This is a genomic window from Leuconostoc carnosum, assembly GCF_014207505.1.
GTDB classification, from domain to species: domain Bacteria; phylum Bacillota; class Bacilli; order Lactobacillales; family Lactobacillaceae; genus Leuconostoc; species Leuconostoc carnosum.
In genome coordinates this window covers 1-11001 of record NZ_JACHGL010000012.1, presented here as the reverse complement: position 1 = coordinate 11001, position 11001 = coordinate 1, and the positions used below count along the sequence as shown (strand labels likewise).

Annotated in this window: 14 protein-coding genes and 1 pseudogene; 10 read left to right on the top strand and 5 right to left on the bottom strand. The window is 38.2% G+C overall.

From position 1 onward, the window contains the following. Positions 1-194 precede the first annotated feature (194 nt). The 4 genes and pseudogenes from HNQ98_RS09120 (at position 195) to HNQ98_RS09105 (ending at position 3908) form a co-directional block, all read left to right on the top strand. A pseudogene (locus tag HNQ98_RS09120) lies at positions 195-1027 on the top strand (IS30 family transposase). A gap of 236 nt (positions 1028-1263) precedes the next feature. Continuing rightward, positions 1264-2007 carry an ABC transporter ATP-binding protein gene (locus HNQ98_RS09115; RefSeq protein WP_019040464.1) on the top strand — a complete coding sequence of 248 codons (744 nt, stop codon included), beginning with the start codon at positions 1264-1266 and terminating at the stop codon, positions 2005-2007. After that, positions 1985-3232 carry an ABC transporter permease gene (locus tag HNQ98_RS09110; RefSeq protein WP_184285068.1) on the top strand — a complete coding sequence of 416 codons (1248 nt, stop codon included), beginning with the start codon at positions 1985-1987 and terminating at the stop codon, positions 3230-3232. Before HNQ98_RS09115 ends, HNQ98_RS09110 begins: the two co-directional genes overlap by 23 nt. A gap of 4 nt (positions 3233-3236) precedes the next feature. Continuing rightward, positions 3237-3908, top strand: a complete 672-nt coding sequence (locus tag HNQ98_RS09105) for a TetR/AcrR family transcriptional regulator (RefSeq protein ID WP_019040463.1) — start codon at positions 3237-3239, stop codon at positions 3906-3908. 103 nt (positions 3909-4011) lie between these two features. Here the strand turns inward: HNQ98_RS09105 and HNQ98_RS09100 are convergent, their stop codons facing one another. Further along, a complete protein-coding gene (locus tag HNQ98_RS09100) occupies positions 4012-4194 on the bottom strand; it encodes a hypothetical protein (RefSeq protein WP_223825158.1) in 183 nt (60 codons plus the stop codon). 174 nt (positions 4195-4368) lie between these two features. Between HNQ98_RS09100 and trxA the strand changes: the two genes are divergently transcribed. The 6 genes from trxA to HNQ98_RS09070 all read left to right on the top strand — a co-directional run bounded on the left by trxA (position 4369) and on the right by HNQ98_RS09070 (position 8278). After that, positions 4369-4695 (top strand): thioredoxin, encoded by a 327-nt coding sequence (gene trxA, locus HNQ98_RS09095; RefSeq protein WP_019040048.1) that lies wholly within the window; start codon positions 4369-4371, stop codon positions 4693-4695. A gap of 10 nt (positions 4696-4705) precedes the next feature. Beyond that, positions 4706-6349, top strand: a complete 1644-nt coding sequence (locus HNQ98_RS09090; RefSeq protein ID WP_184285067.1) for an FAD-dependent oxidoreductase — start codon at positions 4706-4708, stop codon at positions 6347-6349. A 20-nt stretch (positions 6350-6369) separates the two neighbouring features. Beyond that, positions 6370-6627 (top strand): metal-sensitive transcriptional regulator, encoded by a 258-nt coding sequence (locus HNQ98_RS09085; RefSeq protein ID WP_010276712.1) that lies wholly within the window; start codon positions 6370-6372, stop codon positions 6625-6627. 199 nt (positions 6628-6826) lie between these two features. Continuing rightward, positions 6827-7075: a transposase gene (locus tag HNQ98_RS09080; RefSeq protein ID WP_013102139.1), complete on the top strand. Its 249-nt coding sequence runs from the start codon at positions 6827-6829 to the stop codon at positions 7073-7075. Positions 7076-7140: 65 nt separating this feature from the next. Further along, positions 7141-7713 (top strand): uracil-DNA glycosylase family protein, encoded by a 573-nt coding sequence (locus HNQ98_RS09075; protein ID WP_010386640.1) that lies wholly within the window; start codon positions 7141-7143, stop codon positions 7711-7713. A gap of 31 nt (positions 7714-7744) precedes the next feature. Then, the gene (locus tag HNQ98_RS09070; protein ID WP_010277786.1) at positions 7745-8278 is read left to right on the top strand and encodes a 5-formyltetrahydrofolate cyclo-ligase; all 534 of its coding nucleotides are present in this window, start codon (positions 7745-7747) and stop codon (positions 8276-8278) included. Between the two features lie 201 nt (positions 8279-8479). Here HNQ98_RS09070 and HNQ98_RS09065 read toward each other — a convergent pair whose 3' ends face one another. The 4 genes from HNQ98_RS09065 to HNQ98_RS09050 all read right to left on the bottom strand — a co-directional run bounded on the left by HNQ98_RS09065 (position 8480) and on the right by HNQ98_RS09050 (position 10357). After that, positions 8480-8917 carry a DDE-type integrase/transposase/recombinase gene (locus HNQ98_RS09065; RefSeq protein ID WP_013102140.1) on the bottom strand — a complete coding sequence of 146 codons (438 nt, stop codon included), beginning with the start codon at positions 8915-8917 and terminating at the stop codon, positions 8480-8482. A 41-nt stretch (positions 8918-8958) separates the two neighbouring features. After that, entirely contained in the window at positions 8959-9285 is a 327-nt protein-coding gene (locus HNQ98_RS09060) for a transposase (protein ID WP_013102141.1), read from the bottom strand. Between the two features lie 45 nt (positions 9286-9330). Beyond that, on the bottom strand, positions 9331-9585 hold the full coding sequence (locus HNQ98_RS09055; RefSeq protein ID WP_013102142.1) for a transposase: 255 nt from the start codon (positions 9583-9585) through the stop codon (positions 9331-9333). A 208-nt stretch (positions 9586-9793) separates the two neighbouring features. Further along, positions 9794-10357: a recombinase family protein gene (locus HNQ98_RS09050; protein WP_010277799.1), complete on the bottom strand. Its 564-nt coding sequence runs from the start codon at positions 10355-10357 to the stop codon at positions 9794-9796. Positions 10358-11001 lie beyond the last annotated feature (644 nt).

Sequence of the window (11001 nt, the reverse complement as noted above, 5' to 3'; positions counted from 1 at the left end):
TGACAGGCGCAAGCGTTTCGGATTTTGTCTCTACGGTTTTGTTTGGCCAAACACCAGTTTTATCTATTGGACACTTAAGCGTTTTCCCGGTACAGGGTAGATTGTAAAATTAATCCGAACGCTGTTCGGACAAAAAAGATCAGCTTCCTTTAAAATGGTGTTTACCATAAACCCATCTTTTAGGAGCTGATCTTTTGTCTAGTATAACCTATTCCGAACAAATTAAAATCGAAACCTTTTGTGAACTAGGGCTGTCCAATATCCAAATGGGCGTTCGGCTGAAGCGATCACGATGTGGTCGGAAAACTAAGCTGAGCGATGAGTTAAAGCAAAAAATTCTCAACCATTTACGTCTAAGCTGGTCACCAGGAATGATTGCTCACGAATTTAAACTAGCTACTAAATCTATTTATAATTGGCTAAATCAGGGGAGAATTGGTTTCTCCTTGAATGATCTACCTGAACATGGCGTAACGTTGACCAACGATCCAAATATAATCAATCTTTGGGGCGATCAATTGAACAGCGTCCCATGATGATTAATCAACGTAATCGCATCAGCGATTTTGAATTAGATACAATTGTTGGCCCCCGTGGGCATAGTAAGGCAGTTTTATTAACCTTAATCGATCGCAAATCACGTTTCCTTTGGGCCTACCGATTAAAAAACCGGACAGCAGTAACTGTTAATGAAGCCCTAAATAAGTTTCTAGCAACTTTTAATGGCCCGGTGCATAGTTTTACGGTGGACCGTGGCACTGAGTTTAGCGGTCTAGTATCACTTGAAGCACAATACGGTATTAAGACCTATTACTGCCATGCTTATACACCAGCTGAGCGCGGCAGTAATGAACGATTTAATCGGGACTTACGCTATTTTTATCCTAAGGGGACTTATTTTGAGCACATTAGTGCTCAAGATTTGACGACGACGTTACTCCAAATTAACCAGCGACCGCTTAAAATACTCGACTGGCAAACACCGTATCAGGTTATGCTGACAAATTTGCCCAAAAATTCGGATTAAATTTGCAATCTACCAAAACATTGCTAACGCTTATATCAGTGCTGCTATTTAATTAAAATGCGACATCCCAACAACGGGGTGGCGTATTTTTGTTTGCAATGCGGTGACAAATGGGCCGGAAACAAAATAAGTGAGTGATAACTTATTTTAATGTTGACAAACCGATATGTACTGAATTATACTAAAGCCATTAAGTGAGTGAGTATATACTCACTTTGAGAAAGAGGGTTATTAAAATGGCAACGGATTATGTCATCGCCAAGCAGGTCAGCAAGCACTTTGGTCATCAGCAAGTGCTCAATCAGATTGATTTGACACTGCCGGCTGGAATGATTTATGGCTTGATTGGGCCATCAGGAGCTGGGAAGACCACCCTGATCAAGAGTATTTTAGGGATGGAAGTTGTGGATAGTGGCACTGTTAAAGTCATGGATACGGTGATGCCCAATAGGGCGGTAATGGCACAAGTAGGGTATATGGCCCAAAGTGACGCTTTGTATGAGACACTAACGGCCCGTGAAAACCTAACCTTGTTTGGGCAATTGCTGAGCGTTCCAAAAATAAAGTTAGCACAGATGATTGATTATGCAGCAGGATTAGTTGATTTAACGTCCCAATTAGACAAGCGGGTCAGTGGCTATTCGGGTGGGATGAAACGGCGCTTGTCGTTAGCAATTGCCCTGATTCAGGATCCCCAATTATTGATTTTAGATGAACCGACCGTTGGGATTGATCCAGAATTACGGCAACAAATTTGGACCGAACTAAATAAGCTCAAGGATACCGGTAAGTCGATGCTCGTGACAACGCATGTCATGGACGAAGCAGAACGGTGTGATTATCTCATGTTGATTCGGCACGGGATTGCGCTTGCTGAGGGGACACCCGCGGCACTGAAACAACAGTATGCAGTAGATACGATCGAACAGGTCTTTATGAAAGCGGGGCGGATGCAAGATGCGAACGATGGCAATAGTTAAACGAGTTTTTAAGCAAATGTTACGTGATAAGCGTACCTTGGCGCTGATGTTTTTGGCACCATTGCTGATTATGACGCTGATGTATTTCTTATTTCAAAACAATACGACGCAAGTAGCAAGCTTGGGTGTTCATCATGTAGACCAATCCGTGGTTAACGTGATCGATACCAAAAACGTGACGATTCATCATTATGATAGTTCACAGGCACGGAAAATGATTAAGCAGCATGATCTAGATGGCTATTTGACTCAGAAAAATGGTCAATTGACGATTACTTATTCAAATAGCGATCCAACCAGCACGTCTTTAATTAAGGCGAGTTTACAATCAGGATTAGTCAAGTTGAAAATGAAGACGCTGGTGACCGTTACTAAGAAACAGCGCGCGGCCCTTGAATCGCAACAAGCCGCTTTGAAGAAGCTGACAGCAGCCCAGACACAAGCAACGGTGACCAAGCTGAAGACTGCCATTGCACAAGCCCAGGCCCGCGGTGACCAGGCAACTGCTGAGAAATTACAAAAGCAACTCAAGCAGGCCACAGCCACGACGTCTAGTTCGACTCAGTCAGCTAAAGCAACCAGTTATACGACTAAGTCTCATTATATTTATGGTAGTAGTGATTCAACGTTCTTTGAAAACTTTTCGCCAGCATTTCTCGGTTTCTTTGTCTTCTTCTTTGTGTTCTTGATTTCTGGCGTTTCACTTTTGAATGAACGCACTACTGGAACCCTAAGCCGGCTACTTGCAACCCCAATTCGACGGAGTGAAATTATTATGGGCTATCTAATTGGCTATGGGGGCTTTGCCATCGTTCAGACTGTTCTGACCGTTGTTTTTACAATTGTGGTCTTCAAGATTCACTTAGTTGGTAGTATTTGGCTGGTCTTTCTGACTAACTTATTATTAGCGTTAGTGGCTTTGACCTTGGGTATCTTTATTTCCACCTTTACTAACTCAGAATTTCAAATGATTCAGTTTATTCCACTGATTGTTGTACCACAAATCTTTTTTGCTGGGTTGGTTCCAGTCGATGGCATGGCCAGTTGGTTGCAAGCAATTGCCCACATCATGCCGTTATACTATGGTGCTAATGCGTTGACGGCTGTTGTGACAAAGGGTGCTGGGCTTGGCGATATTGGTGTCAATTTGTTAATATTAGTAGGGTTTATGGTCGTACTAACAATGTTGAATATTGTTGGAATGAAACGTTATCGGAAGGTGTGAGGATATGGAACGACCACGGATACGGGATTATTTTCAACAGGATCTAAGTCAGAATGAAACGATTACACCTAAGCAACGGGCCATCCTCCAGGCAAGTCTCGATTTGTTTGCTGAAAAGGGTTTTGACCAGACCAGTACTAGTGATATTGCACAACGGGCCGGCGTTGCGGAGGGGACGGTCTATCGGCGGTATAAGACTAAGGCTGCCTTACGGGATGCCATCTTAGCACCAATTACCGCGCACATTGTGCCAATTTTAGCGAGTGATTTTTCAGAGGATGAATTACGGCAGCATTATCCCAGTCTACAGGCATTCGTCACAGCAATTTTTACGGACCGGGTTGCATTTGCTAAAGCTAACGTGAAAGAGTTAAAGGTCATTTTTGAAATGGCAGCTTTTGACACCGAACGACGCGAACAGATTCTTAGCCAGATTGCGCCTAAGATGGTCAAGCAGATGGGAAGTGTCATAAATCAACTAAAAGCAGATCATTTGATTGTGGATTGGCCGAATGATTTGATACTGCAAAGTTTGTTATCGCAGCTATTCGGTTACCTAGCGCGGTTAATACTGGAATTGCCGGGAACTGAAATTGAGCGCGAACAAGCGTATTTGATTACGGTGATGACCAAAATATTGACCCCGGGTGAACATGATCAAATTACTGGTCAGTGAGCTAACTGTTACTTGATATAAACTAAAGCCACTTCTGTACTTAGCGTTCAAATGACCGCTAAGTACAGAAGTGGCTTTGGTCGTTGCTACGCGTGTTCGTTTGTTAATCTGCTAGTATCGTCATTTTATTCAACAAACTAGTTTGTAACTGGCTGAGTGTGGTCGTCATGTAGACCGGGTAAAGATCTGGGTTGACGAGCCGCTGGGTTGTTCGTGGGAGCTCGGCAAGTTTAGCCTGGGTCGTTGCCTGAATGGTTGTAACCGGAATTGACGTGGTGTTGGACAAATCTACCGGCGCGAGTAAGTGCTCTTATACTAAAAAAATAGTCCAATTTATTGACTTCTGAGCATGTTGATGAGATTGCTAAAAACTAAGAAAGAAGGTAATATATACCCTAGGGGGTATATATTACCTTCTTTCTTAATCATAGAAACCTAGAATATTTGGAGGAAAGCAGAAATGAGTGCAACAATCAAAGAAATTACTGATAGTACATTTGAAAATGAAACACAAGAAGGGGTTACTTTGACCGATTTTCGTGCTGATTGGTGCCCGCCATGCAAGATGATGGACCCTATACTACAACACTTATCAGAAGAAAATCAATTAGGCGGTAAAATAAAGTTTGCCTCAGTAAATATCGATGAAAATAAACAGGTTGCCAGCCAACTAGGCATTCAAGGTATCCCCACGTTAATTATTAAGAAAAATGGTCAAGTCATTGATAAAATTGTTGGATTTCATCCTAAAGATGAAATCGAAAATACTTTAAAAAAGTATATCTAAGAGGTATAACATGAGGATTATTATAGTGGGGGGGGTAGCAGCCGGTATGTCAGCTGCTACTAGACTGCGAAGGCTATCTGAAAAAGATGAAATTATAGTCTTCGAAAAAGGCCCTTTCGTTTCTTTTGCAAATTGTGGGTTACCTTACCACATTAGCAAAACGATTAAACATCGCTCCCAATTAATTGTGCAAACCGCTGATGATTTAAGAAGTAGGTTTAATATAGATGTACGTGTTAACAGTGAAGTGACCCATATTGATAGAGATAGTAAGATGATATCTGTCAATCATGATGACCAACAAGAGAAGCTATATTATGATAAATTAATATTATCTTTAGGATCTAGTCCTGTAATACCTAAGATTGAGGGGCTTCATACTCAATCAAACATTTTTCAATTACGTAATATCCCTGATTTAGATAACATTATGAGCCATTTAGATGAGAGTATTAAAACGGTTGCGGTACTTGGTGCTGGATTTATTGGTATAGAAGTTACTGAAAATCTGATTAAGAGAGGTTTTTCAGTCAATCTTATTGAACGTTCTAACCAAATATTGCCAAATCTTGATATTGAGATGGCACAGTCGATTACGAATGAGCTCATAAAAAATGACGTTCGTATCAATACGGGAACTACTATAAATAAGGTGAGCAGAGACATTCTTTATTTAGATAATGGTATGTCAATACAAGCTGATGCTGTTATTATTGCTGCAGGAATTCGACCAAATTCTGATATAGCCATAGCTGCAGGCCTAAAAGTTGGGCCCAATAAAGGCATTGTTGTGGATCATGATTTTAAAACAAGTGACTCTAACATTTATGCAATTGGTGACGTTATCAGTGTTATTCATCAAATTACTGAACAGGAAACACTAATTCCATTAGCGGGACCAGCAAACAGACATGGGCGACAAGTTGCTGATGCTATTCACGGTTTATCTATTAAAAATAAACCTGAGATTGGCACATCAATCGTTAAGGTTTTTTCTAAATCAGCTGCAAGTACAGGTATTAATGAAAAACAAGCAAAGCAACTTGGTTTAAATTATCATGTGACTCATACTTTTTCTTATCATCACGCAAGCTATTATCCTGGCGCAACACAAGTTATGATGAAACTTATTTTTACAAATACTGGTGATATTATAGGTGCCCAAGCTGTTGGAAATGAAGGGGTAGATAAGCGTATTGATCTTCTTGCAACGGCAATCAAATTTAGGCTGAAAGTAGATGATTTACCTGAACTGGAATTAACGTATGCTCCTCCTTTCGGAGCAGCTAAAGATCCCGTTCATATTTCCGGTTATGTGGCTGAAAATATTATTAATAGTCGATCTCATAATATTCAATATAATGAATTAGAGAATTACAGGCGTGATGGTTACTTATTAATTGATGTACGATCTTCTCAGGAAATTAGAGCTATGGGATTAATTAATGGTTTCATAAATATTCCGTTAGAAAAAATACGAGACCGTATTAATCAAATACCAAAAGATACTGGTATCATTGTATCGTGTGCTACAGGTCAACGAAGTTATACAGCTGAACGAATATTTATTAATAATGGATTCAGAAATGTCAAAAATCTTGATGGTGCGTTTTCACTGTATCAGTTGATGTATCCACAAAACATTGTAAAATAATTGACTTATGAGGTTCAGGTATGAATACAATAGCATATCAGTATGAAAATATACAAAATAGGTTAAAGAGATCAGCAGGCCAAATAAATGGAATTGTCAATATGATTGATGAAGAGCGTCCTTGTGAAGAGGTCGTCATACAGTTATCTGCTGTCAGAGCAAGTCTTGATAAGGCAATAAAGTTAGTTATTGCTGAAAATATTAGAAATTGTTCAGAAGCAGAAACAGGATCTGAGCAATATCAAAAGGCACTTGAACTGTTAGTTAGAGTTAAATAGATAGGAACATTAAAATTTAATATGAAAATTTAACAAATTAGAAATGCCACCGTAAAAATAGAGTATAGTGATCAAACCTTCTTAGTGGATCCCATGCTTTCTAAAAAAGAAACACTGGCTGCTCGTATACTGAAAATCCGGACCGCTTTATTTCTAGGGCATAATCCGAGATAATCAAGTATAGGAGTTTTTTTATATTATGAAAGCTAAGCGATACTCAACAGAATTTAAGTCATCAATTGTCACCTTGTATAACGAGGGACGTTCTGCTAATTCTCTAGCCAATGAATACCATTTGGCTGTACAAACCGTCACGGGTTGGGTGAAGAAAGCCCAAATCATTGGGACGGACGTTACCGGTAAGCCAGTGACTCGTGCCGAATTTAATGCGATGCAGAAAGAAGTTGCACGACTCTTGGTAGACTTTTATAGTTTAGTTGTGAACTAATAAATCAATATAAGTTTGATAAAGTAGCTTATAATAATTATTATACATTGGTTAGGAGGGGGAATATGAGTATTATTGATGATATAGCAGCAGATCAAATGAATATGGAGTTTACTAAAAAAGGATTAAGGCCAATATTTCACGTATCGAAAAAAGCAAAATTAGTCATTATTGGTCAAGCACCGGGATTACGAGTTCAAAACTCGGGTATAATGTGGGATGATGCATCGGGAGATCGATTAAGAGAGTGGATCGGGGTTGGTAAAGATACCTTTTATAATTCAGGAAAAATTGGCGTAATTCCCATGGACTTTTACTATCCAGGAAAAGGAAAATGGGGTGACTTACCGCCCAGACGAGGAGTAGCTAACAAATGGCACCCAAAATTATTGGAGCTTATGCCCGATGTTCAGTTAATTATATTGGTGGGATCATATGCTCAGAAATATTATCTGAATCTTGGTTATCAAAGCAAGATAACCGATGTAATAAAGAACTACAAAAATTACTTGCCTCTTTATTTTCCGATAGTTCATCCTTCACCAAGAAATAATATATGGATTAAAAAAAATCCGTGGTTTGAACAAGAGGTTGTGCCAGAATTAAAAGAGATAATTAGTAAGATTTTATCGGACTAGTTTGAAGATAATTTGGAGGAGATTTGTAGCAGTGCTTAGTAAAAAAGAAATAAGAAAAATGACCTTGGATAAACTAAAATTATATGATTACCATAGCAAGATTACTGAAGAAGAGCGATTACAGGCAATTCTGTTTTCTAAGGCATATTGGAATAACTCTAATTCAGTGGCTGTAACTATAAGTATGGAACACGAATTGAGTACTGATGTCATTATTCAGGAGGCGTTGAGAAGCCATAAGAAAGTAGTAGTACCTAGGGTGAGTAGTGGAAAATTATTATGGTTTGACTATATAGAAAGTTTAATGAGTAAATCAAAATTCGGAATTCTAGAACCAACACAAGATGAAAATCAAGCACAAAATTTGAAGGGAATAGATCTAATGGTGGTTCCCGGTGTAGCCTTTAGCGAAGATAATTATCGGATAGGTTACGGTGCAGGTTTCTTTGACGCAACGTTGGCAGAGTATAATGGTATAACGGTTTCGCTAGTGTTGCCTCCTCAATCAATCCATAAATTTTCAAAGGATACGTGGGATAGACCGGTGAGGTATCTTATAAAATAGGATTTATGCTAAATAAACTTATAATGAATATGTTAGTTTTTCATTATGAGTTTATTTTTTTAATTACTTTATGTTAAACAATCTCATTTAGGTAATTATGATTATTCTAAAATTCTGTGTTAGCTCCTCTCAAATAGATATTTCTAGTAGCCCAGTCTATTGCTTAGAAGTCAATAAATTGGACCATTTTTATTCAGTTAATTAGGCGACATTTGAGATACGATTTCGATTATAAAAATTGATAGTCCAACCAATGGCTGCTTGGACCTCAGTTAATGTTTGGTATGCCTTCAAATAAACTTCTTCACGCTTCAATATTGAATGAAACGCTTCCATAAAGTCATTATCGTATGGATGTCCTTTGAGTGAATATGAATGTTTCAAGCCATAATTTTGACCCTTGGTATTAAATTCAGCACTCGTGTATTGTAACCCCATATCCGAATGAACTATTAGTGGCTTTTGATGATTATCTAACGCCATCTGTAAGGCACTTGTAGCTAGTTCGGCTGTCCTTGTATTGCCAATTTTATAGCCTAATACTTTTCTCTTCTCAGGATCCAAAACGGTTGCTAAATAGGCCCATCTGTGATTAGTCAACTGAATATAAGTGATATCTGTTTGCCAAACACCGCTCAAATCATGCTAGTGCCTAATCAGATTAGTTATTTGAGAAACCGTCACAACGGTTTTGTGTTTGCGATAACGTTTTGCATGCTTGATCTAATCCTTAATTCACGCATCAATTTGAGTGTCATATACTCAGATATTTTCGGGCAGTCATTGGTTAGTTGACTATAAGCAGCAATACGACGATAACCATAAAATTTAAAGGTTTTCCAAACGTCTAAAATATAAGGTTTTAGGCATTCTCTAAACTTTTCTTGTCGACTGAACTGCCAATGGCGCCAGTTGTAATAGGTACTAGGTCTGATTTTAAGTGGACTTAAAATACGCACAAGCGCGTAGCCTTGTGCTAAAAATTGGTTAACTAGCGGCAATCCCACATTACGGACTATTTTTTGGCTAGTAAGATGGCCGCTCAATGCTTGTCAGGCTATGCGTGATAAAATTTCGTTTTCTTCCTCCAAAATAGTGAGGCGCTTCTCTAGTTGCTTGACGTATTTTAAAGTCTTTGACTGACCCTTGATCAAGATTGGAGTAGCTTGTTTAACCCAAATATCCATAGGATCGTTCGACGGTCCGAATCCTTCTGCTAGTGATTTAAGTGAACGGCCTTCTTGGTGAAGTTTAACCAAGAAACCTTTGACATCTTGTGAATAACGGACTGAATAAAGATAGTCCATTTTTTAGTATATTAGCATCGGATTATGCCCTAGAAATAAAGAAGTCCTGATTTTCAGTATACGAGCATTGTAAATCTAGGTAAAATTGGTTGATTATAATAAAGTGTGAGTCTGGTATAAGCGTTTGTCCATGTTACTGAACTGATATCATATATGCATATCAATTGGAAGACGTATATTTTTGTCATCTGCCATTAATTTAATATAATTAATCTTGAATAAACAATTTTTTAATATATTGTACTGTTCTAACAGAAATATTGAAAGCTTCTGCTGTAGATTTTATTGTGTGCGTTTGAGAATACTCAAAGATAGCTGTGTTTCGGCTATCTTTTTTTCTTTTGGGTCTACCTTCTTTATAGTTGGGATTGTGTTGCCTTGCAAATATCTTACCAGCCTGCGTACGTTCGATAATCATGTCGCGTTCCATTTCCGCAACCGAAAGTAATGTTCTTACAATCATGCGACCCATTGGGGTATTGTCAATTGTTCCTAAGTTTAGAACTTTAATCACAATTTTTTGTTTCAGGAGATCATCAATTAAATTTAATGCTTCACGTGTATTTCGAGCAAAGCGATCTAACTTGGTGACGATCAATGTGTCATTAGGTTCAATTAGATTGACAAGTTTTTTAAACTGTGGTCGTGATGTAGTTGTACCTGAATATTTTTCACTGAAAATCATTTCAGCCCCGGCATTTTTCAAAGTCTCTTTTTGTTCATATAAAGATTGTCCAGCTGTTGAAACCCGTGCATAACCATAAACTGTCATTTTATACCTCTTTAAAATTGCATAACTAAATTGCAGTATATAAAGCCAAGTATAGCATGACTTTGAAAAAGTGCAAACTACTCAAAAGTTTATTGCACTAATAACTGTAAAGCTGTCATATTTTTTTGTGAAGATTAGGTTATGATATAATTTTATTTACAAGCAAGTTAAGGACTGGTGGAATCTGATAGTTGGGGGTGACGCTTATTGTTGAAACTCAAGGCTACCTGAAAGGATAACACCAAATGGTCTGTTAGACCGCGGTAATTGTGTTGATCACATTTCTGGTTGTTTTAGCTACGAAAGTAGTCGAACTACTAAAAGAAATTAACAAGTCTAAAAAATAGGTAAACAAAAACCCCTTAACTTTGGCCGGTTCTAGGGGTTTTCGTGAAATGACTATTTTAGTTTATTAACAAAATAACAACTACCAACGCTGAAGCACGCTTGTGACTTAAAAGGTCATGTACCTAACATGGGTCTTTTTGTTTATATTTATATTATACCACTTTCACTGTTTTTGCCAATTATTTCTATTTCATAGATCATTTTGCTCCTATGTCAATAAATGGCACATCTTTTTCTAAACACTCGTTCTAATTCTGTCGGAATTAAACCAACTGATGTAATTTGAGGTTCGGATT

What these genes read in the sequence shown, in the direction of transcription:
- HNQ98_RS09080 (WP_013102139.1), top strand. Translation starts at nt 6,827, where the DNA reads ATGAAAGCTAAGCGATACTCAACAGAATTTAAGTCATCAATTGTCACC.
- trxA (WP_019040048.1), top strand. Translation starts at nt 4,369, where the DNA reads ATGAGTGCAACAATCAAAGAAATTACTGATAGTACATTTGAAAATGAA.
- HNQ98_RS09085 (WP_010276712.1), top strand. Translation starts at nt 6,370, where the DNA reads ATGAATACAATAGCATATCAGTATGAAAATATACAAAATAGGTTAAAG.
- HNQ98_RS09115 (WP_019040464.1), top strand. Translation starts at nt 1,264, where the DNA reads ATGGCAACGGATTATGTCATCGCCAAGCAGGTCAGCAAGCACTTTGGT.
- HNQ98_RS09075 (WP_010386640.1), top strand. Translation starts at nt 7,141, where the DNA reads ATGAGTATTATTGATGATATAGCAGCAGATCAAATGAATATGGAGTTT.
- HNQ98_RS09055 (WP_013102142.1), bottom strand. Translation starts at nt 9,585, where the DNA reads ATGGACTATCTTTATTCAGTCCGTTATTCACAAGATGTCAAAGGTTTC.
- HNQ98_RS09105 (WP_019040463.1), top strand. Translation starts at nt 3,237, where the DNA reads ATGGAACGACCACGGATACGGGATTATTTTCAACAGGATCTAAGTCAG.
- HNQ98_RS09090 (WP_184285067.1), top strand. Translation starts at nt 4,706, where the DNA reads ATGAGGATTATTATAGTGGGGGGGGTAGCAGCCGGTATGTCAGCTGCT.
- HNQ98_RS09110 (WP_184285068.1), top strand. Translation starts at nt 1,985, where the DNA reads ATGCGAACGATGGCAATAGTTAAACGAGTTTTTAAGCAAATGTTACGT.
- HNQ98_RS09050 (WP_010277799.1), bottom strand. Translation starts at nt 10,357, where the DNA reads ATGACAGTTTATGGTTATGCACGGGTTTCAACAGCTGGACAATCTTTA.